Annotated in this window: 25 protein-coding genes; 4 read left to right on the top strand and 21 right to left on the bottom strand. The window is 36.2% G+C overall.

Translation table 11 applies throughout. The features are described 5' to 3' along the window. Nucleotides 1-4: 4 nt before the first annotated feature. The 8 genes from AC4PID_RS04020 to AC4PID_RS04055 form a co-directional block, all read right to left on the bottom strand. Nucleotides 5-562, bottom strand: coding sequence for an NUDIX hydrolase (locus AC4PID_RS04020; protein WP_492134280.1), 558 nt, complete (start codon nt 560-562; stop codon nt 5-7). A 158-nt stretch (nt 563-720) separates the two neighbouring features. Then, nucleotides 721-1,149: an NUDIX domain-containing protein gene (locus AC4PID_RS04025; protein WP_492134281.1), complete on the bottom strand. Its 429-nt coding sequence runs from the start codon at nt 1,147-1,149 to the stop codon at nt 721-723. Nucleotides 1,150-1,189: 40 nt separating this feature from the next. Continuing rightward, complete coding sequence (locus AC4PID_RS04030) at nt 1,190-2,371, bottom strand: aminotransferase-like domain-containing protein (protein ID WP_492134282.1); 1,182 nt, start codon at nt 2,369-2,371, stop codon at nt 1,190-1,192. Nucleotides 2,372-2,402: 31 nt separating this feature from the next. Continuing rightward, complete coding sequence (locus AC4PID_RS04035) at nt 2,403-3,041, bottom strand: GntR family transcriptional regulator (RefSeq protein ID WP_492134283.1); 639 nt, start codon at nt 3,039-3,041, stop codon at nt 2,403-2,405. A gap of 172 nt (nt 3,042-3,213) precedes the next feature. Further along, a complete protein-coding gene (ndk, locus tag AC4PID_RS04040; protein WP_492134284.1) occupies nt 3,214-3,654 on the bottom strand; it encodes a nucleoside-diphosphate kinase in 441 nt (146 codons plus the stop codon). A gap of 182 nt (nt 3,655-3,836) precedes the next feature. Next, nucleotides 3,837-4,523 carry a hypothetical protein gene (locus AC4PID_RS04045; RefSeq protein ID WP_492134285.1) on the bottom strand — a complete coding sequence of 229 codons (687 nt, stop codon included), beginning with the start codon at nt 4,521-4,523 and terminating at the stop codon, nt 3,837-3,839. Then, nucleotides 4,520-5,389, bottom strand: a complete 870-nt coding sequence (locus AC4PID_RS04050) for a hypothetical protein (RefSeq protein WP_492134286.1) — start codon at nt 5,387-5,389, stop codon at nt 4,520-4,522. Before AC4PID_RS04050 ends, AC4PID_RS04045 begins: the two co-directional genes overlap by 4 nt. A gap of 11 nt (nt 5,390-5,400) precedes the next feature. Next, on the bottom strand, nt 5,401-5,568 hold the full coding sequence (locus tag AC4PID_RS04055) for a rubredoxin (RefSeq protein WP_492134287.1): 168 nt from the start codon (nt 5,566-5,568) through the stop codon (nt 5,401-5,403). 157 nt (nt 5,569-5,725) lie between these two features. Here AC4PID_RS04055 and AC4PID_RS04060 point away from each other — a divergent pair, with 157 nt between their 5' ends. The 3 genes from AC4PID_RS04060 (at nt 5,726) to AC4PID_RS04070 (ending at nt 8,248) form a co-directional block, all read left to right on the top strand. Then, a complete protein-coding gene (locus AC4PID_RS04060) occupies nt 5,726-6,265 on the top strand; it encodes a cob(I)yrinic acid a,c-diamide adenosyltransferase (protein WP_492134288.1) in 540 nt (179 codons plus the stop codon). A gap of 35 nt (nt 6,266-6,300) precedes the next feature. Then, nucleotides 6,301-7,185, top strand: coding sequence for an ADP-ribosylglycohydrolase family protein (locus AC4PID_RS04065; RefSeq protein WP_492134289.1), 885 nt, complete (start codon nt 6,301-6,303; stop codon nt 7,183-7,185). A 124-nt stretch (nt 7,186-7,309) separates the two neighbouring features. After that, the gene (locus tag AC4PID_RS04070; RefSeq protein WP_492134290.1) at nt 7,310-8,248 is read left to right on the top strand and encodes a metallophosphoesterase family protein; all 939 of its coding nucleotides are present in this window, start codon (nt 7,310-7,312) and stop codon (nt 8,246-8,248) included. Here the strand turns inward: AC4PID_RS04070 and AC4PID_RS04075 are convergent. Next, nucleotides 8,172-9,317 carry a DUF418 domain-containing protein gene (locus AC4PID_RS04075; protein WP_492134291.1) on the bottom strand — a complete coding sequence of 382 codons (1,146 nt, stop codon included), beginning with the start codon at nt 9,315-9,317 and terminating at the stop codon, nt 8,172-8,174. The two genes, AC4PID_RS04070 and AC4PID_RS04075, sit on opposite strands and share 77 nt — an antisense overlap. 1 nt (nt 9,318) lies before the next feature. Further along, nucleotides 9,319-10,695 carry a hypothetical protein gene (locus AC4PID_RS04080; RefSeq protein ID WP_492134292.1) on the bottom strand — a complete coding sequence of 459 codons (1,377 nt, stop codon included), beginning with the start codon at nt 10,693-10,695 and terminating at the stop codon, nt 9,319-9,321. 125 nt (nt 10,696-10,820) lie between these two features. Here AC4PID_RS04080 and AC4PID_RS04085 point away from each other — a divergent pair, with 125 nt between their 5' ends. Next, a complete protein-coding gene (locus AC4PID_RS04085; RefSeq protein WP_492134293.1) occupies nt 10,821-11,003 on the top strand; it encodes a DUF4250 domain-containing protein in 183 nt (60 codons plus the stop codon). A 79-nt stretch (nt 11,004-11,082) separates the two neighbouring features. Here the strand turns inward: AC4PID_RS04085 and AC4PID_RS04090 are convergent, their stop codons facing one another. The 11 genes from AC4PID_RS04090 to AC4PID_RS04140 all read right to left on the bottom strand — a co-directional run bounded on the left by AC4PID_RS04090 (nt 11,083) and on the right by AC4PID_RS04140 (nt 23,545). Next, nucleotides 11,083-12,261, bottom strand: coding sequence for an acetyl-CoA C-acetyltransferase (locus AC4PID_RS04090; RefSeq protein WP_492134294.1), 1,179 nt, complete (start codon nt 12,259-12,261; stop codon nt 11,083-11,085). A 10-nt stretch (nt 12,262-12,271) separates the two neighbouring features. After that, entirely contained in the window at nt 12,272-12,991 is a 720-nt protein-coding gene (locus AC4PID_RS04095) for a beta-ketoacyl-ACP reductase (RefSeq protein ID WP_492134295.1), read from the bottom strand. Between the two features lie 33 nt (nt 12,992-13,024). Continuing rightward, nucleotides 13,025-14,569 (bottom strand): acyl CoA:acetate/3-ketoacid CoA transferase, encoded by a 1,545-nt coding sequence (locus AC4PID_RS04100; protein WP_492134296.1) that lies wholly within the window; start codon nt 14,567-14,569, stop codon nt 13,025-13,027. 188 nt (nt 14,570-14,757) lie between these two features. Next, the gene (locus tag AC4PID_RS04105) at nt 14,758-16,119 is read right to left on the bottom strand and encodes a GntP family permease (RefSeq protein ID WP_492134297.1); all 1,362 of its coding nucleotides are present in this window, start codon (nt 16,117-16,119) and stop codon (nt 14,758-14,760) included. Nucleotides 16,120-16,131: 12 nt separating this feature from the next. Then, the gene (locus tag AC4PID_RS04110; protein ID WP_492134298.1) at nt 16,132-16,488 is read right to left on the bottom strand and encodes a hypothetical protein; all 357 of its coding nucleotides are present in this window, start codon (nt 16,486-16,488) and stop codon (nt 16,132-16,134) included. A gap of 469 nt (nt 16,489-16,957) precedes the next feature. After that, nucleotides 16,958-18,661 (bottom strand): sigma-54 interaction domain-containing protein, encoded by a 1,704-nt coding sequence (locus AC4PID_RS04115; RefSeq protein ID WP_492135355.1) that lies wholly within the window; start codon nt 18,659-18,661, stop codon nt 16,958-16,960. Between the two features lie 99 nt (nt 18,662-18,760). Continuing rightward, nucleotides 18,761-19,513 (bottom strand): exodeoxyribonuclease III, encoded by a 753-nt coding sequence (locus AC4PID_RS04120; protein WP_492134299.1) that lies wholly within the window; start codon nt 19,511-19,513, stop codon nt 18,761-18,763. 236 nt (nt 19,514-19,749) lie between these two features. Then, on the bottom strand, nt 19,750-20,343 hold the full coding sequence (locus tag AC4PID_RS04125) for a superoxide dismutase (RefSeq protein ID WP_492134300.1): 594 nt from the start codon (nt 20,341-20,343) through the stop codon (nt 19,750-19,752). Between the two features lie 118 nt (nt 20,344-20,461). Next, nucleotides 20,462-21,274, bottom strand: coding sequence for a GGDEF domain-containing protein (locus AC4PID_RS04130; RefSeq protein WP_492134301.1), 813 nt, complete (start codon nt 21,272-21,274; stop codon nt 20,462-20,464). 42 nt (nt 21,275-21,316) lie between these two features. Next, complete coding sequence (locus AC4PID_RS04135; protein WP_492134302.1) at nt 21,317-22,255, bottom strand: cache domain-containing protein; 939 nt, start codon at nt 22,253-22,255, stop codon at nt 21,317-21,319. Between the two features lie 84 nt (nt 22,256-22,339). Then, nucleotides 22,340-23,545 carry a YibE/F family protein gene (locus AC4PID_RS04140; RefSeq protein WP_492134303.1) on the bottom strand — a complete coding sequence of 402 codons (1,206 nt, stop codon included), beginning with the start codon at nt 23,543-23,545 and terminating at the stop codon, nt 22,340-22,342. Between the last annotated feature and the right edge of the window lie 49 nt (nt 23,546-23,594).

The raw sequence follows: 23,594 nt of genomic DNA on the forward strand, positions 1-23,594 counted from the left end.
ATAATTATCTCTCATTTAACTTTAAGTACTTTTCAACCATTCTTATAACGGATCTTTGGTTCGTAAGCCCGAACACCTCTTCATGCTTGACCCATTTTAAATCATTAGACTCATCACTTATGGCAATGGCCTCATCTTTAGTTTGCCTGATTAAAAAACGCACATCATAGTGAAAATGTGCACCTTGAGTTTTTCTTTCAGGAATTTCATGTACATCTATATCAAAAATATCAGAACTGAGTAGAGTTAGTGCTTCTAAGCCTGATTCCTCTTTTGTTTCACGCATTGCAGATTCAAGAATGCTCTCATAAGGTTCAGTATGACCGCCTAATTGCAGCCATAGATTAAGTTTACTATGATGCGTCAACAGTACACTATCGCCACTAAAGTTAATCAGCCATGATGATGCAGTTATGTGTCCCAATGGGTTATCAGAGCCGAAAACCTGCTCATTTGAACTAAGGAACTCAAGTGTTCTTCTCTTCGATATTTCATCTAAAGATTCATAAGGCTCATAAGCCATCAAAAGTCGTATCAATTCCTGTTTGTTTACAGTTGTCATTTTATCACCACCTAAATCTATTATGACATAAAACAATAGCCTTTATCCATAGGGATAAAGGCTATTTTATTTAGCAGCAAAGAAATTGATGTAAAATCTGAGGGCTCGATGACCGAAGATTTTTATTAAGTGACAATTAAAGCATATTTCTAATCGACTTACTCCTGTTCCATCAGAATTTCTTGTAGGAATGGTGTAAGTTCATTCACATCCAGCTCATCAAATGAACACCACTTCGTTATAACCAGTTCGTCATCATCTTGTTTAGGCATTAAGTCTTTCACCATATCCAACTTGACTTTAAAAATAAAACCCACAAGATGAAGAGATACTTTTTGTTGATTTTCATCGGTATAGTGCGTAACGAGAGCATCCGTTTTTAAAAACTTATACTCTTTTAACTCTAATCCGGTCTCTTCTATCATCTCTCTGATCAATGTCGTATCAGGTGATTCACCAAATTCGATCTTACCACCAGGTAAATCCCAAAGACCTTTGTATGGTCCTTTTGACTTTTGAACCAATAAGATCCGATTGCCTTCAGTTACCATACCATATACATAAAACTGTTGAAGCCGCGTTATCATAAAAACCTCTCTTATTTTACGGCTCCCTTTTGAGATGCCGTTAGATTATTTCCTTTAATATATTACCCAATCTTTTAATGCCCTCAACAATCTTATCTTCAGGCATGTTAGAAAAATTAAGTCTCATAAAGTTCTCTTGTCCACCATTTGGAAAGAATGAACCACCAGGTACAAAGGCAACTTTGTTTTCAACCGCTTTTTGAAGTACCGCTCTTGTATCTACATGCTTAGGTAATTTTACCCACGCAAATAATCCACCAGAAGGTATTTCATACTCTGCTTCGATTGGGAAAGATTCTTTTATTGTCGCCATCATTAAATCTCTACGTTTTTTATATACTGCTTTTATCGAATCAATATGTGCGTCAAAGTCATAAAGATCTAAAAATACATTTAGCTCTCTTTGACTGATTGAACTAGATTGAAGGTCAGCCCCTTGCTTTACTAAGATATATTTTGATAAAACTTCAGGTGAGGCAAAAACCCAACCAATTCGTAATCCTGGAGAAAAGGTTTTTGAAAAAGTACCCAGATAAACCACTCTTCCCTCAGTATCAAATGATTTGATAGGCGGAATACGTTCTCCTTCAAATCTCAATTCCCCATAAGGATTATCTTCGATAATAACTAAGTTATACTGGTTTGCAATTTTAACAAGCCCTTCTCTTCTCTCTCTACTCCAGGTTCTTCCTGAAGGATTTTGAAAATCAGGGATAACATATATAAATTTAGCAGATGGTGTTTCTTGAATCACTTTTTCTAAGTGTTCTAAATCCATGCCATACTGATCGGTATCTATTTCCTTAAAACCACATTCATAGGCTTTAAACGCATTGATTGCCCCCAAATAGCTAGGGCTTTCACATAAGACAATATCATTTGGATTTAAGAAGATCTTTCCTGTGAAATCCAAACCTTGTTGCGAGCCATTCGTAATAAGTATATGCTCCTTAGAAGCATTTAATCCATCTCTATTCAAACGAAGTGCAATTTTTTCTCTTAATGGATCATAACCCTCTGTCGTACTATATTGTAAAGCTTCTCTGCCCATCTCATTTAATACTTTTTGAGTGACCACTTTCATCGCTTCAATAGGAAATAGTTCCGGCGCAGGTAAGCCTCCAGCAAAAGAAATAATTTCTGGTTGTTGAGTCAATTTTAATATTTCTCTGATTTCAGATGCTTTAACTTGTTTAACCCGTTGTGAATAAAGATGTTCCATACTTCATCCTCCTAAAATTTATAAAAAACCTTTAAGCAAAAAAGTTTTTTGACATTTCTTCTAGGAACAACCGCGTATGTTTCTCTGTTTGAATTCTCGCTTCATCACAATCTCTATTTTTTATTGCATCTGCAATACTTTTAAAAGATTCAATGAGAATATCATAGTGCTGAATTACGTAGTGAATGGATTGAAGAAATCTAGCAGTTTTCGTATTGAGCGAATCCAATGTATCAATTAAAATCACATTTTTTGAAGCTTTTCTAATGATTTCATGAAACAACTGGTCATCCTGAATGCATTGTTTATAATCAATCTCTAAATCATACTTGCCAAAGCGATCGATGATATCAAATAGAGCTTTAATTTCATCTTCCGTTGCTCTTTTAGCAGCAAGTTCAGATGCAAATGCTTCAAGATTCTTTTTCACTTCATACGCATTCTTTACTGTTGGTATATCGATTTGAGTGACAAAGGTTCCAACGCGCGGTCTAAACTCGACCAAATCAATCTGAGCTAACTTAATAAGCGCTTCCCTAACGGGTGTTCTACTCACACCAAATTCTGAACAGAGGTCCTTTTCGAAAATCGGATCACCCGGTTTCATCTCAAGTTCGATTATTCTTCTTTTCAATTCTTCGTAAATAACTGTTTTTGATTGTTTTTGCATAGTCACCCTCGTGTTAAGAATACTTTCATTATACACGAAACCTTGTCGCAAACCAATAAAAAGAGAAACAAGCTGTTCCTTGATAAACATGTGATATATCAGCTATATATCAAATTTATCACTTTAATGGAAGACATACAATGTTTGTTGAACAAGTATACAATATTCTTGTTTATTTCTCTGAAAACCATATTTCAATTTCTCTTTGGCTACTTGTTTTAGAGTCTGAACCGTGAACACAGTTAATGGTTGTCGTGGTACCATATTTGCCTCGAATCGACTGTGGTTCCGCCTTATCAGGATTTGTAGCACCATTTAATCTTCTAACCTTTTCGATTGCATCTTCTCCTTCTAGTACCATAGCTACCAATGGTCCAGATAACATGAATTTCTCCAAATCAGGATAGAATGATTTTTCAACATGTTCTGCATAATGTTGCTTAAGTATTTCTGGTGTTGCATTTTGCATTTTCAATTTAAGTAAATGTAAATCATTTGATTCATATTCCATCAAAATAACCCCTGTTAAGTTTCTCATGACCGCGTCAGGTTTAATAATTACAAAAGTTCTTTCTATATTTCTTTCTATATTTCTTTCTACTTTTCCTTCCATCTTTCCTTCCATTATTTTTTCCAACTTATCCACCTCTCTTCTAGTATTTCAGTCGTTATCATTTAATTATATTAATTATACCAAAATAGACATCCTTCAATCACAACTGATACTTTGAATTGCTTTGTGGCATATTAAAGTGAGATTGTGGCTAAATTAAATAAAAAAGACTTGCTAAAATTCTAGCAAGTCTGATGCATCAAATAAACATGGTATTCGTCTTCACTCAGGATAACGTTTTCAAATGCGCCCTTCGAAAGATTATGTGCTACTTTTGTATAGTATTGTTTAAGTCGATCTTCGTTCGCAATCGTCGCATAAAGAAGCGATAATTCTGCAATCAAAAGTGTAGATGATACTTCACTACGTAGCTTTTCGCTTTCTCCAATCGCATCTTTCATAAAGCATTTTGACACGGAAACCCTTTCAAGATCCAGTGGATTTAACTGCTTTAAAACTGATGGTGATATCGATACTGCCTGCAATTTTCCAGATAAAAAATCAACTTGGTCTGACCAAAATTGGTAGTAGCCACTATTTAGTCCATCGCTAACTACTTGATCCCCTTCAGTATAAAATGCCAAAAGTTTTTCAAGTGTCAAAACAGCTTCTTTTGTCATAGGTCGATACAATGTATTTTTTTTCAGATCATTGATTGTTCGTTTAACACCATCAAAATCTACACAAATATAAAGACGTCTCACACCACTTTCAAAACCTCTTTTTACTTCACGCTTTTCAAATAAATACAGCATAGCAATTAAAAAAATAAGCAAGGCGAGACTTTGTGGCGCAGACAGTTGATCCAATCTGACAAAAAAGACTATAAGTAGTACGATAATTACCGTTACTTTTGTAAATTTTTTCATTTTATTAAGCTAAGGATTTCATTCTCTCTGAGTTTGATTTCTTCAACCACTTCGCTATATGGCTTCATAAAGTTTGTGTATTTACCAATTACTGCATTTAAAAGGTAATGCATATCAATAATATCTACATCTCTAATCATACATCTACTTGCAGTTAATAAGAAACGATCCATTTTTGGTGCATCCTTCATCAGCTTTCGATAAAGATATTCAGAGATTTTTTTATCATGTACATCTAACATTGAAAAATAAAGTGACAAGTCTTTGTTGTCATAATACTTAAAGATAATCTCTCTAACTTTTGCATGACCTTGCTCTTTCTTGATTTGTCTTAAAGCAAGTAAGTCGTATTTAAGCTTGCGATATGTCATATCAAAGTTTTTATATTTGATATCGATTTCATTTTCTTCATCGATGTCTAATACTTCTCTTTCATCGAAGATTCTTTTATAGTTGTTTTTAAGGAACTCTTCTCCCAACAAAGAAATTAGATAGCTGATAATTGCATTTGATTCAATTCCTTTTTGAATCATAAGCGCTCCAGAACCTAAAATGACAATTTTAGAGAAGTACACATCACTTTCATCAAAGTTATACGCATAACATTCGATAATATCTGAAATAACTTCTGTCGATAGCTCAGATGCTAGTAGTGAAATGAAAAGATGAAAAGTGTGATCGATGTTGTAAACTGGTGAGTTGGTAATCGCATCAATGTTTTTGGCTTTAGCGATATCATTTGCTTTACTAACCAATTTGATGTAATTGATTAATCTAAACTTGTCCGTTATCGGTAAAGTTTTGATTCGATCGAGTTGAAATGTGTTTTCAAAATAATCTGTGATATGGTCGTATTTATTAATCATGTTCGCCTCCGCTATTTATTTTCTACTGGCACAAAAGCCATTTTTGGTTGGTTGCAGGTTGGGCATCTCCAGTCATCAGGTAAGTCCTCAAAAGCAGTCCCTTTCGGTATTTCATGCATCCAATCTCCTTTTTCAGGGCGATACACATAACTGCAAACAGTACAACGATATTCTCCCATAATCCCTCCTAATGAATGTTATTAAGTGAAAAACCAATTCTCCCTCATTATCATTATATCACGCTAATTTGTAAAATATAGACTAAATCAATCAAAAAGTGTTTTTACAAAAAAACAGGGTAAATAAAGCATAACGAAATAAATATGGGAGGAAATTATGCTAAAGATTTACACAAGGACAGGCGATAGTGGTGAAACTAGTTTGTATGATGGCGCACGCGTACCAAAGGATTCAGTAAGAGTTGAAAGTTATGGCACAGTGGATGAGCTCAACTCTTATCTGGGACTCGCAAGACAGTATACAACAGATGATGACATTAAAGAAAAGCTACTCAGAATTCAGCGTACATTATTCAACGTCGCAGGTGAACTCGCAACAACGGTCGGAGAGAACTTCCCTGAAAAAGTAAGTGACGACGATGTTAAATGGTTAGAAGATACAATTGACTATTATCTGGATCAAATGAATCGTGCAGAAGTATTTCAATTTATCATCCCTGGAAGCAACCTAACCAGTGCTTCATTGCATGTGGCTAGAACCATCTGCAGAAGGGCTGAAAGAAGAATTCTCGCTTTACATGAAGAATCACAGGTTAGACCAACGCTTATGAAATACGTCAATCGTCTTTCAGATGCGCTCTATGCAATTGCAAGATATTCAGAAACAGAGTTATTGAGGGTAGAATTTAAAAAATAATTTTCAACGTTCTTAAATGAAGAAGGGAGGCCTTTATGGAGAGATTGAAAGGTATGCTCTTTGGTGCTTTTGTCGCTGATGCATACGCACTTGGTTTACACTGGATATATGACCTTGAAAAACTTGCAATGTACAGCGAACGTGACAACTTGATGATGACACCTTTAAAAGATAGCTTTCATCTCGGTAAGGTAAAAGGTGATTTCACCCATTATGGGGATCAAAGCTTACTCCTTCTTAAGAGCATAGCTTCAAACAATGGTTTTTCACTATCGGTCTTCAAAAAGCATTGGCTTACTTTTATGAGCAAATATGAAGGGTACATGGATCGAGCGTCTAAAGAATCGATTGAGCTTTTGGATAGCAACACAGTAAAGGGTTCATCCTCAAACGAGCTGGGAGGCTTAGCACGTGTTGCCCCATTGATCTATTATCATTTTGATGATCCTGAACTTAAAACATTAGTTGAATCAGAAACGCGTTTAACACATAATAACGATACTCTGGTTTACTACAGCCAATTTATTACCGATGTTATTTTAGAGTTGGTTATCGGAAAACCACTTGTAGACACGTTAAATAAAGTTGCAGTTAGTTATCCAAAAGTTCAATCACTACTTGAAATGTGTAATAGCCGAATTAATGAAGAGACGGCCTCTGTCATACATGATATTGGTCAGAGCTGCTCTAGCCAGTTCGCATTTCCGGCAGTGCTGTATTTGCTATTAAAGTACCCAGGTGATTTTGTAAAAAGTATGAATCAAAATGTTCTTTCTGGTGGTGATTCTGCTGGTCGCGGTATGATCTTAGGAATGCTACAGGGCGCAGCAATTGGCTATTCACAAATCCCACAGGAATGGTTACAGGAGATAAAGGTTTTTGAACTAATCGACAATTTTACACAACACAAACAGATATAGCATCAAATAGAAATCTTTATTGTTAAATAAAAAGGAGCTGTTGGTCATCTGATTTAGATTTCAACAGCTCCAATTAGATTTTATCTATTTGAAGAAATACTTTAATATGGATTGGAGGCAATCTATGTTTACTATAAAAAAACTACAAGCTGCATACGAAAATGCCTCAAGACTCCCACTGAACAAAGACTCAAAATATATTTTTTTTAGCGATGTTCATCGCGGTGATAACAGTCTTGCAGATGAATTTGCACACAATCAAAATCTATATGCCTATGCACTTTCTCACTACTATGATGCAGGCTTCACCTATATCGAAGTCGGTGACGGCGACGAACTCTGGGAACATAAAAAGTTTAATGTGATTCGATATGCACATAGTGACGTTTTCATGTTACTAAGAAAGTTCTATGATTTAGATCGCTTTATTATGCTTTATGGCAATCACAACATGGCTTTCAAGCATCAGATTCAAGCACAAAAACATTTATTCACCTTTTACGATGAATATGAAGAGTTTTTTAACGAGCTCTTTCCCAATATAGAAGTTAAAGAATCCGTAGTACTTACCTGCGAAGACTCGCCATTAGAGTTGTTTGTTACACATGGTCATCAAGGAGATTTTCTCAACGACCAGCTTTGGCCAGTCATGCGAACTTTAAGCCGGTACTTTTGGCGATACTTTCACGTTGTCGGCTTTCAGAATCCGGCAAGTCCTGCTAAAAATGCGCACAAACGACACAAACTTGAAGACAATTATTATAAATTTATCGAGCAAGAGCGCAAAATGCTCTTAGTCGGACATACGCATCGACCAAAGTTTCCTAAACACGGCGAATTGCCTTACTTCAATACAGGCTGTTGCATCCACCCTAGAAATATCACCGGTATAGAAATAGAAAATAATCATATATCACTTATTGAATGGCGAATTAAACCCAATGAAGAGGGTACGCTTCAAATCATTAGGCGAATCGTTCGCGGCCCTAGACCACTTTCGGATTTTGTTTATATGTCAACCGACGCCAAACCCACTCGACCGGACCGAAGCGATGACGTTTAAGCCATAAATTACTCACTATGATCTGTAGCATGATAAATCCGAGTGCTAAATACCAATACATTACTGGCTCTAAACTCTGGAACTTAGCGAATCCATAACCATAATAAAAGAATGTAAAGAAAACGGTTTGAGTTAAATAATTCGTGACTGCCATTTGTCCCAAGCTAGCCAATGGGTTTACGATGCCCCTTGTCCATCTGTTTTGACAGAACAAAATCAAAACACAAGCATAGAAGGTAGCGCCTGATAATGTGCTGAGTTCTTTAAATAAGCTTTGTGAAAAACCACTTGATAAGACATTCTCAGCAATGCTTACTGCTATAAAAATCAAGCTCGTGCTTAGCGCTACTCTTTTGATCAAAAGCTGATGTTCTTCAATCCGGTTAAAAAAACCTGACTTTGCATAGCCATAGCCTAACAAGAAAAGTCCATATATCCTAATTGGAACCAACACTATATTGGTAAGAACCAATGGTACTTCGTGCGTCATTCTGTACAAAAGCATCTCAAAATAGCTTGAACTTTGATAAGCCATTAATGCAGTTTTTGCTTGCTCATCATTCATGGATGATGGGAAACTTGAAATATAAGCGAAAATCACAGCTGACACAAGCCACCACATTAAACCGGATTGAATCAAAGCTCTCGGTGTTTTATCTCGTTTCCTAATTAAAAAAAAGCCAGTAAAAGCATAGACGTGCAAAATATCGCCATACCAAACCATCGTCATATGAAGTAGCCCCATGAAGAGCAGTATGATCAGCCTGCGTTTAAATAACGATGTATTTTTCAATAGTGTTGCGTCATCTAATCTCGATGCATCTTTAAACACAAAATAATAAAAGCCTGCTCCAAACAGCATTGAAAACAGTGAGTAAAATTTACCGACTGCAAGCGTATCAATTAACCACAGACTTAGCGAAAACGATTCAGTTAAAGATGATGCGACGTCAGTATATAACGTCGCATCTATCATTGTTAAATTTACCAGTAGGACGCCAAATAATGCAAATCCCCTAATAATATCCAGTTCAATTATCCTATTTTTCTTTGATATTGGTGAAACCATTTTAGAAACCTAGATTCATCATCAGTAAACTTTTTAGCATATCTTTATTTTCAAAGAAATACTCAGCGATTCCAACGATGCCCTCTTTTTCATCAGCAGGTAACACTTCTGCATATGTTTTTAAATCAGTCATCAGTGTTGTTAGAGCTTCACCTTCGATGATATTGGTTAAACCTTGATCCATAATATCATATCCCGTTTCAGCTGCTAAATCTTCATCTTCACTTAATGCTAAAATAGAAATACTATTTTCTGGTGTTGCGAGAGTCTCAGGCACAACATCACCATCAAAAGCATTGAAAGTAACGGATTGAGCCATCTTAATCCCCATCATGTCCATCGCGTATGTCATTTGTCTGATTTGATACTTGCTGTCAATTGCTACGGTTACATCGTAGTTGATGTCTGTAACAAGAACGGTACTCATTTGATCCTTCATGTCTTGATACATAGCAATCATTTCATCAAGTCCATTATTCCAATCTGTATCGAAATTCGTGTCAAACTCTGTGATTGCAGTTTCTAGCTCAGCTTTATCAATGCCCATGATTTCATAATCGCCAGATGAAAGCACTAGGTTCATCAGTTCGATTGCTTTAGATTTTACCAATACTTTTAATTCATCATCATTACGTGCTTCGTTCATCAAGTCGATATACATATCAAGCATTTGATCATAGGTTACAGTCATCTTAAGTGTGTCACATTTTACTTTTGAACCATCATCTAATGTAACTGTAATAGATTCGCCTTTTTCAAGACCACCTAAAAATGCTCTGATGATATTTTCATATCCTTTAATATCTTTAGTTAAAGCTTTGTAATTCGAATCGTTTTCAAGATTTAAAGCATCGATGTATTTTTGAATTTCAATTTTGTTTAGATCGACGCCTTCTTCTTCGTTGATCATATCAAAGAGTTCAGACTTAGTCATAACAAACCCTTTGTCGTATAATGTGTTACTCTTGATCACCATCTGCTCTTGATCAATACCAAAAGCAAAATCAATTAGCGGTTTTCCAGCATAGTTCAGATTCATACTCTCAAATAAATGGAACGCTGCATTTTTACCATCGAGTTTGTAAACAACTTTACCATCTATAGTGACATTGTTCACTAGAGAGGTCACAAAGGTTGCCATGGCTTCTGGATCTGCAGATATCATCATCATATTAGATGTCATCGCCTCTTTATCAAGTTCAAATTTACCATTAAAACTAGCGTCTACGGCAGTATGGTTGTTTTTTGTTGTACTGTATAACAAATAATTAACTGGATCTTTCTTTATCAGCATGTCTTTGACTATACCGAAACCAAATACGCCGACGATTGCTACGCATAAGACAACGGCAAGTGATATTATAAGCTTTTTATTCATGTAATCCTCCTAAATAACTATGTACATGCATAGACTTGATTCTACTATACATATCTTTTATCATTATAGCATAAGTAAACATCCTAAGAATTAAAAAACCATTAAAGATAAGGAGGTGAACTTTAATGGAACTGCCTCATGATCCGATTATACTTTTAGGTGTCATTAATATGAAGCTTCGTGATTTTTATCCTGATTTAGAAGCACTGTGTGATGATATGGAGCTGAACTTAGGAGAATTAAGCGATACCCTGACTGCAGCTGGATTTTTCTATGATCAAAAAACCAATCAATTTCATAAAATGTAACTTTGTAATATTAAAAAAGGCAACTCTGTGCTATGGGGATAGCTCACAGAATTGCCTTTTTATTTTTCAATTACCTCATTTATGGTCTTTCAATGAGTAACGTTGTACCCATTCCGCCACCTATACATAATGTTGCTAACCCTTTTTTTGCATCTCTTTTTTGCATCTCGTGAAGCAATGTAACAAGAATTCTTGTACCACTTGCACCAACAGGATGACCTATTGCAATAGCGCCACCGTTCACGTTAACGATTTCTGGATTAAGTCCAAGATCTTTTACAACTGAAAGCGATTGAGCAGCAAATGCCTCATTAGCTTCAATGAGCTCTAAATCTTCAACTGTCCAGCCCGCACTAGCAAGTGCTGCTTTAGTAGCTGGAACCGGTCCATATCCCATAATTGAAGGATCTACACCTTTTGTTCCAAATCCTTTAATAACTGCTAGAACTTCACATCCTAACTCTTTTGCTTTCTCAAGACTCATAACAACAACCATTGCAGCACCATCATTGATACCAGATGCATTACCGGCTGTAACTGTACCTTCTTTTTTAAATGCTGGTTTAAGTTTTGCCATCGTTTCCATGGTCACACCGTGTTTGATGTACTCATCTTGATCGACAACCACTTCACCTTTTCTAGTTTTAATCACTACAGGTACGATTTCATCTGCAAACTTGCCTTCTTTTTGAGCTTTCTCAGCTCTGTTTTGGCTGGTTACTGCAAAGGCATCTTGTTCTTCTCTTGTCAAATGCCATTGTTCAGCGATGTTTTCAGCTGTGATGCCCATATGATAATCATTAAATGCATCCGTTAATGCATCCTTAATCATATGGTCAACCATTTGAACATGGCCCATTTTGCTGCCCCAACGATTTTGCATCGCTAAATAAGGCGCATTAGACATGCTCTCAGCACCTCCGCAAAGGATGACATCAGCGCCACCACTGCTGATAATTTGAGCAGCTAAGCTAACTGAACGAAGACCTGAGCCACAGAGAATGTTAAGTGACATCGCTGGAATTTCTACTGGCAGACCAGCGTTAATAGCGATTTGTCTCGCGATATTTTGACCTTGACCTGCACTTAAGATGTTTCCGATGAGGACTTCATCAATATCACTTTCTTTGATGCCAGCTCTTTTAATTGCTTCTTTAGCAGCTATCACACCTAAATCCACAACTGATACGTCCTTTAAAGCACCGCCAAAAGCACCGACAGGGGTTCTAGTAGCAGATACTATTGCAACTTCTCTCATTTACTGCCTCCTACAATCTTAATCCGCCGTTAACTGATAAGTTATGGCCAGTTACAAACGATGATTCATCACTTGCTAAGAATAAAACTGCATTTGCAATTTCTTGAGGTTCGCCAAGACGACCTAACATTGTTTTTTCTCTAATTGGATCAAGAACTTTGTCAGGTACTGTTTTCATCATATCTGTATTAACATATCCTGGAGCAACGCTGTTTACTCTAACTGCTGCCCCTTTTCTAGAAAATTCTTTTGCCCAAGTTTTCATCATACCGATGACGCCAGCTTTAGTTGCAGCATAGTTTGATTGTCCCACATTACCATACTCACCAACAACTGATGCGATATTGATAATACTACCTTGACCGTTTTCCATCATAACTGGACTAATTGATTGCGTCATGTTGAAAACACCTTTAAGGTTAACGTTAATTACTGCATCCCACATATCTTCAGTCATTTTATTAATTAATGCATCTCTTGTTATACCTGCATTATTTACAAGTACATCAATTTTTCCATATTTAGCAACGATTTCATTTGTAAAAGCTTCAATTGCTGCTCTATCTGTAACGTTAAGTGCATAGCCATGAATGTTAGTAGCTTCGAACTCTGCTTTATTCATATCTACTGCGATAACAGTAGCGCCTTCTCTTTCAAATGTTTCACAAATACATCTACCAATTCCTTGTGCGCCGCCTGTAACAACAGCTACTTTATCTTTTAATCTCATATTTTTACACTCCTTATACTATTTTGCCATTCCTTATATCATGAGGCCCATTTTATCTTCTTTAAAAATTCTGATATCCATGGTTTTTAGCGGTTCTGCGATCGCAGGTCTAAACTCCATTTGTCCGATAACGTCTTTTTCTAAATCTACACCTGGTGCGATTTCGGTTAATGTTAATCCTTTGTCTGTAATTTCAAATACTGCCCTCTCAGTAACATAAATTACAGGCTGACCAACTTCAAACGCATAATCTCCAGAGAAAGTTACTTGTTCCACTTCTTTAATAAATTTCTTTGCTTTACCTTCATTAACGATTTTTAGTTCACCATTTTCAATTGCAATTTCTAAACCGCCAGCAGTAAAGGTACCACAGTAGACCACTTTTTTAGCATTTTGGGAGATGTTAATAAAGCCGCCACAGCCAGGTACCTTTGGACCAAATTTTGAAACGTTAACGTTTCCTTTAGCATCACATTGAGCAAGACCAAGGAAAGTAACATCAAGGCCACCACCGTCATAGAAATCAAATTGGTAAGGCTGATCGATAATCATATCTGGGTTAGTTGCTGCACCAAAGCTTTGGCCACCAGCTGGTATACCACCAATTGTGCCCGCTTCTGTCGTCAGAATTAGGCCATCTATGCCTTCTTCGTTCGCAACAATAGAAACGCCCTCTGGCATACCGATACCAAGATTCGTAATTGCATTTGGTTTAAGTTCCATTGCAGCACGTCTTGCTATTAACTTTCTTTCTGAAAGTTCAAGTGGCGGGATGCTTTTAACAGGTACTCTAATATCTTGGCTATATGAAGGATTATACTGTTCAGCAAATGTCTGCATATGATCTTCTGGTTTTGCTTCTACAATTGCATCTACATATATGCCTGGTATTTTAACGAGCTTGTTATTGAGCGTTCCATCTGCAACAACTTTTTCAACTTGTAAAATGACAATACCGCCTGAGTTTTTTGCTGCTTGAGCGATTGAAAGCATTTCTAAGCTCAATGCTTCTTTTTCAAATGTACAGTTACCAAATGAATCTGCATAAGTCCCTCTAATAAATGCAACGTCGATCGGGAATGATTTATAAAATAACCATTCTTCACCGCCAATGTGCATTAACTCGACGAGATCTTCTTTAGCAGAAGCATTAATCTTTCCACCTTCTAATCTAGGATCTACGAAAGTTTTTAAACCTACTTTTGTAACAACGCCTGGTTTTTTACCAGCAATCTCTCTGAATAGATGCGAAATTACACCTTGTGGAAAGTTATAAGCTTCAAGTTTTTCCTCTAGTGCTAGTTTGCCCAATTTAGGCGCTAGTCCCCAGTGACCCCCTACAACTCTTTTAACCATTCCCTCTTGTCCAAAGTGGTTTAATCCTCTGTTTTTTCCATCTCCTTGTCCAGCCGCATAGACAAGCGTCAAATCTCTAGGATGTCCTGCTGCTGTAAAGGCTTCTTCCATCCCTCGACTTAATGCCTCTGGATGCATGTTACCAACAAATCCTCCGGTTGCGATCGTACTGCCATCTTTTATAAGTGCAATCGCCGCCTCAAGCGTCATCACCTTACTCATTTTGTCCCTCCGAAATATGACAGCAACAAAGGCTGCTATCAAAGTCTATTTAAAATCCCAACTTTATTTTCCTAATTATATAGAACATGCGGGTGGGGTCTTAATGACCCCATCCGACATTCATTTAAGTGATCTGGTTCAAGTGTTAATTTAATTTGATTTAAATAATTTGAGTTTTCTATTTTTTATTACACGATACCAAATAACAAGTATGCTAAACATACTACTACAACAGTGATTAATGGAATTACAACTGTAAGTGCTGCGATATCCAAATATGATTCTTTGTGGTTTAACTTACATACAGAAAGTAATGTGATAACAGCACCACAGTGTGGTAATGAATCAAGACCACCAGCTGCGATTAACATGATTCTGTGAAGTGCACCTGGATCGATACCCATTGCTAAAAATTCTGGTGCTAAAACTTCAAGAGCGATAGCTGTACCACCTGATGATGAACCAACGATACCTGCTAATAAAGTTGTAGAGAATGCCACTTTGAATACTGAAGGGATTGCCATAGCAACGATTGCAGCCTTAACTGTACCAAATGCAGCTAAAGACTTGATAACGCCACCGTAACCAACTTCAGAACCTGTGTTGAAGATCGGTAATAACGATCCTACAGCACCGTCAAAGATTTGTTTGTTAGTATTTTGTAGATATTTTCTTAAGAAGATCAAAACGTAAACGATTGCTACGCCAAGACCGATAATTACTGGCCATGTACCATCAATAGTAGCATCTGGATTGTATGCTTTTAATTTGTTGATTACAGAGTCCATTTTGAAATAGTAATTTGTTAAGAAGAAGTTCATTACAAATACGATGATGATTGGAGCGATAGAAACCCAGAAATTTGGAATATCATCAAAGTTTTCGTGTAAGCCTTCATTTTCATGGTTACCATAGCCTTCACCAGCAGCGTTAAGTTTCTTAGCACGTCTGTTTAACCACCACAAACCGCCGAAGAACATACATGCAGAACCGATGATTCCTAACCAGAAACCAGCATAGATTGTTGTACCAAAATATTTTGTAGGCATTGTATTGAGGTACTGTGGCGAACCAGGCATAGCTGTCATAGTAAACGTAAATGCGCCAAGTGCGATCGCTGCAGGAAGTAAACGTTTTGGAACGTTTGCTTCTCTATAAAGCATAGCGCCGATTGGGTACATAGCGAAAACAACTACGAAAAGTGAAACACCACCATAAGTCAATAAACTTGTTGCAACAACAACAGCAGCAATCGCATGCTTTTTACCAGCTTTTTCTGAAATAAAGTGTGCGATAGAAGTAGCTGCACCAGTAACACCCATTAATTTACCAAAAATTGCACCTGCCAAGAATACTGGGAAGTATGACTTGATGTAGCCTGCAGCTGCTGGCATGAAAATGCTAGAAAGTGCGTAAAGTGCAGGAATCTCGCCTGATAAGATAGCAGCGAGCATAGCGAGCAATGGAGCTAATACTAACACTGTGATACCGCGGTAAGCTAAGTACATCAGTGCTAACAGTGTAAAGATAATAGCAATTACACCTAACATTTGTTTGTCCCCCTAACTTAATAGTTTGATGATTTCGTATGAAACATACAAGAGAATCAGTCCACAGATGCCCAACATCAGATAAAGTATGCCGTTTGTAAAAACTTTACCTTTTTGAAGCATCTCAACGTGTTTGGCATGAAACTTTGTCGTCCCTTGATAGTTTTTAGAGTCATCTATTATGGTCTTTAAAAAAGTACCCATTAAGACAACTGCAACTGCAAGGGCTAACAAGTAAACCAAGCCAAGGTTGATTGTAAGGATTTTTTCTACGATAGAAACAAGTGTGGTAACCAAAATTGCTAGTATAAAGTATTCCTCATTTTTTTGGAAACGATGTTTTGCATCGTATGCCTCAGAGATAATCATTCTTATGAACACCAATGCCAAGTGAACATATTTGAATCCTTGAGGAGCGTAAATCTGCTGAGCAATAACTATCGCCAACAATATCTGGTAAATCGCATTGAAATACCTTGGGTTCCTAAGTGTCTTCACCATAAAATACATCCTTTCATAGACTAATATCCTACGCCAATAATAAAAAGCAATTCCCATGCCAACTTTTTGTACATCCATTTAATTATTTTTGGTATTTTTCGTCTTTTTTTACGTCATTATTAATAAAATTCGCATTAATTATTGACAAAAATAAAACAAGTGTAAATTATTATTTACACTTGTCGTAACTCTTTTTCACCAGTGTCAACATTCGTTTACAGTAAATCGTTTTAATAAACCCTTGTAAAGTTTCGTTTACACTTTTTGATTTGATTTTGAAACACGGTTGAAATTATATTGTAAATTCATATAAAATTTGCAAATATTTTTTGATAAATTACTTCATATCGTACTTATCAAGTTTTTTGTGAAGTGCCATACGTGAAATTCCTAAGTCAGCAGCAGTTTTGCTTTTATTACCTTTAAAAGCAATCAATCTCTCTAAAATAATTTTCTTTTCAGCAGCATCAACAAGCTCTTTTAACGGTTCGCTCGTCGTCACATATTTACCACTATTAATATGTGCTGGTAAATGCCAAGGCTGAACAAACTCTTCACCCTCAATAATATTATAAGCACGTTCAATAACATTTTTAAGCTCTCGAATATTGCCTTTCCAATCGTAAGCAAATAACTGCATTTGCGCCTTTTCTGATAAGCCTTTAAGCTTACCGTGATTTTCTTGATTCAATTGATCGATAAAATGATTGGATAAGAGTAAAATATCCTCTTTACGTTCTCTCAAAGGTGGAATCATTAGGTTAATGACATTCAGTCTATAATATAAATCTTCTCTAAAAGACTTTTCTTCAACCATGCTTTTTAGGTTTCTGTTTGTAGCAGCTATTATACGAACATCAACTTGTCTCGGTGTGTTAGAGCCAATTCGTTCAACTTCGCCTTCTTGAAGCACCCTAAGTATTTTAGCCTGCATTTGAAGAGGCATATCTCCAATTTCATCTAAAAATATAGTGCCCTGATCCGCTAACTCAAACTTACCGATACGGCCATTCTTGTCTGCGCCTGTAAATGAACCTTTCTCATAGCCAAAAAGTTCTGATTCAAGGAGGTGTTCTGGGATTGCAGCGCAGTTTACCTTGATAAATGGCATTTCTCTTCTATGGCTTGAAAGATGAATGGCATGTGCAAACAATTCCTTACCCGTTCCACTTTCACCTTGTATCAAAACACTTGATTTCGAATGTGCTAACTTATTGACATAACTCTTCAACTTATTTATTTCTTCATTGCCTGTAATGATTTGGTTTAGGTTATACTTTGCACGATGCAAACTGCTAATTTCTGATTTTAAATTCTTAAGTTCTTTCTCAACCCGGCTAAATTTTTTATTAATGTTTTGTAGCTCAGAAACATTTCTAAAGATAACTTTACCGATTGCACCCGCGATTTTACCATCTACATAATAGGGAATACGCGTCGCCATCATATAGTCACCGTGTATCTCTTGAAAATCGTTAACTTCGGGAATACCCGTCTGAGCAACGATATGCATTCTCGTATTTTCAATAATCTCGGTAACATGCTTGCCTATAACCTGATCATCACCAATACCAATAAATTTTTTATAAGCATCAGAAATCATTGTAATATAGCCATTAACATCTACGACGACTATACCATCGTATGCGATTTCTAATATTGTTTTGAGAATTGACATTTCGCTTCGATCCGCTTCTATGCGACTGGTCATTTGCTCCATGCGAGTGATATCATCAAAAATTGAAATTGCACCTATTACGACATCATCCTTATATAGAGGCACTCTTGAAGCGATGCATACTCTGTTGTGAACATTGAGTCTTATGTTTCTTTCTACTTTCTGAGTGGTTACAGTTTGATTGAGCTTCGACTCAGGATAGACAGAAAGCATCGTCTTTCCAACTGCGTTTTCGTGACTTACTTCAAGTAATTCCAAGGCACGTTTATTAATGTGTGTAATTTTACCTTCTGTGTCAATTACCACAATCGCATCCGTGAGTTCTTCAATTACATATTGATTTTCATCAAGAAACTTAAACATATTTTTCAAACCGTTCACTCCTTCGATAATTAGTACCTATTATCAAATGCAATTTTTATACCAACTCTACCTAAACGATATGTGAATGCATTTAGTCTTCTACTCAGTTTCTAATAAAACAGGACAATGATCACTTCCCATTATATGTGCGTCAATTGCTGCTGAAACAAGTCTTGGCTTTAACGCTTCTGAAGCAACAAAGTAATCTATTCTCCAGCCAACATTTTTCTCCCTCGCTTTTCCAAAATACGACCACCATGAATAGGCATCCGTTTTATCAGGATAAAAGTATCTGAATGTATCAACAAAACCTGCATCTAATAGCTCTGTCATCTTAGTTCTTTCTTCAATTGTAAAGCCTGCACTTCTCATATTTGATTTCGCATTTTTTATATCTATCTCTTTATGAGCCACATTTAAATCCCCGCAGACGATGACAGGCTTATGATTCTCTAGTTTCTTCAAATAAGCTCTAAAATCATCTTCCCATTGCATTCTATAAGACAATCTTTCTAACGCCGATTTTGAGTTAGGTGTATAAACCGTAACCAGATAAAACGAATCTAGTTCAATGGTAATCACACGTCCTTCTTGATCATGTTCCTCAATGCCAATGCCATATGCTACTGAAAGAGGTTCATGCTTTGAAAATATAGCCGTACCTGAATATCCTTTCTTGACAGCGTAATTCCAATACTGATGATATCCTTCGAGTTCAAGAGCCACTTGTCCTTCTGATACCTTTGTTTCCTGCAGACAAAAGAAATCTGCATCCACTTGGTGGAAATAATCTAGAAAACCTTTATTAATACAAGCTCTGATTCCATTTACGTTCCAGTTTACAAATTTCATAAAATCCTCCAAATGCATTTATTTCAATTATTGTGTACTATTATATCAAATTTTCCAAGCTTCTAATACTAATTCTCAATTAAAAAGCAAAGCTACAACCTCTTTATTTCCTAACGCATGTATTACTCAAATTAGACAAAACCATCTTAGCGTTGAGCTCCAAATTTTAACACAACTGAAACAATTGCAAAATTAAAGAGCTCTGGCAACTTACCAGAGCTCATAATTAATGAATCTTATAATCTACTTTCAACGACTGACCAATCCACGACATTCCAAAATGCCTCGATATAGTCCGCACGTCTGTTTTGGTAATTCAAATAATAGGCATGCTCCCAAACATCTAGTCCCAATAATTCTTTTAATCCATCAGAAATTGGTGCATCTTGATTAGGTGTGCTTACAATTTTCAAATTACCACCATCGGAGACAAGCCATGCCCAGCCGCTGCCAAATCTTTTTAAAGCGGCATCTTTAAAAGCAGCTTTAAATGCTTCCAAAGATCCAAATGCTGCATTAAGTTTAGACTCAAACTCTGGTGAAATAGATTTACCACCTGGCGTTAAACTTTCCCAAAATAGTGTGTGATTGTAATGACCACCACCATTATTTCGAACAGCTCCTCTAATGCTTTCAGGAAGTTTATCTAACCCCTTTAATAATTCTTCAATTGATAAATTCTCAAACTCTGCTTTACCTTCAAGTGCAGCATTTAAATTATTAACATAAGCACCATGATGTTTTTGATGGTGAATTTCCATTGTTTTTTGATCAATATAAGGTTCTAATGCTTCCGTGTTGTATTTTAATTCTGGTAGTACAAATTTCATAATGACCTCCTAAGTTGTTATTAAACATCCAAATGGATGAAAATTTCGCTTAAGGAGTATATATCCAAGGCGCATAAATGATAATCATTATCAATGCCTTTGTAATATAACTGTAATATTACTCACAAAATGATTCTGATCTATTCTTACCAAGACTTTTTGCTTTATATAGTGCCTGATCAGCACATTTAATATATTCTTCTTTTGATTTACTTAAATCTGGTATAAAGTGGACGTATCCAATACTAACCGTAATAAAGACTGTTTCTGTTTCAGAAATCTGAAGCGGTGTATTGGCAACTTCATTTCGTATGGTCTCACATAGATCATATACTTCTGATTTCGAATAGCCCTGTAAAACTGCAGAAAATTCTTCGCCACCAAAACGTGCGACTAAATCCTTATTTTTATAAATAATACGACTAAATATGATACTCACCATTCTAAGACAATCATCCCCTACAAGATGACCATAGGTGTCATTGAATGCTTTGAAGTTATCCAGATCCATCATAATAATTGCCATTTCTCTTTTATGACTACCATTCTTTCCAAAAACAGTACTATAAAATTCATCAAACTTCCTTCGATTGGGCAATCCAGTAAGACCATCGCTAAATGAGAGTCGGCTCAAGGATTCATTCATTTCCTGAAGATCTTTGGTTCTTTCATCAACCTGCTGTTCAAGCGTCGTCACTAAGCTAGTTAGCTTTAAGGCCATTTCGTTGAACGATAGAGAAAGTTGACCGAGCTCGTCACGCCGTACTTCGTCTGTCACAAAATCAAATTTACCATCTGCTAACTTTTTCGCTGCATTATTTAGATGATAAATCGGTTTGGTTACCCAGCGCGTTACTAGCCATGAAATAATAATGAACAAAATAAGACTGAATAAAATTACAGTAATGGTTTGTTTAATCGCTGAATTCATCTGATCAACAAAATCATCATAGGAGAGCAAAACATAAATTTTTCAATTCAAATTCAGTAGATTAAATGCCATTTGATTGACACTGTATTTATCACCCTCCACTTTTATGGTTTGATTGATTTCAGCAGCATCTAATTGAACGGCTCTTTGAACCAATAAATTGCTACTTTCTTTAGCATTAATCAACTCTGAACTGCCATTGACGATTTTAAATATATCATCAGATGATTTCGAGGTTGCCACCAATTTATTATTTTCATCTACGATGAAGATTAGTCCGTTCTCTCTAATTGGAATTGTAGATAGCGTTTCTCCTAACCAAGTTAGTAGGTAATCCACGCCAAACACTGCGACCACTTCTCCCTCTTCTATAACTGGGTAACTCGCGGTAATAGTTGGTTGTTTAAAGACAAAATGATTATACACATCACTAAAAACAGGTGTTTGTGTCTTTACTGCCTTGATATACCAGGGTCTTAAGGTCGGATCATAGGCGTCAAATTTTTCAACAAAATCTGAAGCGTCGTGATGTTCATCAATATTATAATACTCTGATGCCCCTGATGTCTGACTATTATTTTTAACGACTTGAATACTGCCATCCTGCGATCGTCTTGCACCGTAAAACGTCTTGTCCGGAAAGCCAACATAGGTCATAGTAACTTCTGGAAATTTTGCAATTAGATTAGAGAAATAGCGCTCTCTATTTTGTGTACTTTCAATATTTAGTATAGAAGTGTTATAGTTATCTACATTTACCGCATTGAGCTGTGTTGCTTCAGATAAATGGTGCATTAATAAATCATCTACTTGAACCATGGATTGTTCTGAAACCGTCTCTATCGAAATTTTAGAAACATGATCAGCGCCATTTAATAGTAGATAAGTTAGTAGTGTCAATATAAACATTAATGGAAGTAATATTGGCATAATAAAAGCTGTCCGAATTGATTTAAACCTTAGAGGGGTGAGTCGCTTCATAAAATTCCTCCATCGTGGGCAAGTTATATAGTAAATAGTAAATTCTTACCCTAAAGTTAAACCGACAACCAACACTTCTGAAAACTAAACTCTTCTTTTGAGATGATCTCTGTTATTATTTCTCGTATATAGAAAACCAGATGCGATAGCAGTTAACGGTAGTGTCATTAAGATTCCTAACGAACCTATTATTGCTTGTAAAATTTCTATAACCACCATCTCGCGATTCATTAAATCTAGAATTGATGAATTATAGGTAATCAGTAGTAATACCGTCGATAATGAACTACCAATATAAGCAAGAACTAAGGTATTCGCCATGGTTCCCATAATATCTCTACCAATGGTCATGCCAGATGCAACCAACTGCCCAAAAGAATGCGCAGCATAGTTTTCCTTCATCTCATATAACGCCGATGAAATCGACATGGAAACGTCCATTATTGCCCCCATAGCACCAATGATAATTGCACCAAAAATAATAGCTTTCAAATCAACAGGGTGATCTGGATTCATCAGTAACAGATAGACAGATGCCTCATCAACAACACCTGTTAGCTTTAATATACTATTCATTACGAGTACTAGGATAGCTGACATTGCAATACCACTAATACATCCTATTATCGCTGCAGAAGTCTTTGGGTTAAAGCCACTCACTACAACTAAGGTCATAATTGTAACAAAAACACATATTACCAGTGACCATGCGTATATGTTAAATCCTGAAAGTACTGCAGGGATAAATACATAAAAAACAGCCATTATCGTTAAAACAAGTGAAAATAATGTTTGTAGTCCTTTTGATCTGCCAAAGATTAAAAGGATTAAAGCGAATATAATCCCTAATACAACTAAAGCTGGCGTTCTGTAGTATTCTCCGTAGGTCCAATCAGTTCCATAATACTCATTTGGCATCTCATAAAGCAAGATCGCATCTCCTACCTGAACTTCTTTTGGCAATACTTTGAGGTAATTATTTAAGCTCTGTAATGCTCTAATCTCTTGACCTTTTTGTAATCCTGTTTCCATTTTAACGTTAAACAAAATGTCTTTTGACACAAAATTAATGTCAATTTGATCTTCATAGCTTTGATCGATCTGATCTATGATCTCAGTAACCGTTCCTCTTTCAACGCCAATGTTTTCTGCTTGGCTAAATGAATCTGTACCCTTGCTGGCAATATTATGTCCAACAAATATAAGTGCGATGGATAGTGCGATAAATAAGAAGTACGTAAATCCGTATTCTTTTTTCTTCTTTTGACCTTTAATGATTACTTTTGCCATATTTGCCTCTTGTCCTTAAGATTTTAAAAACGCAAAAGCGAAGTTTCGC

It is taken from the genome of Fusibacter sp. QWL-12 (genome assembly GCF_058683495.1).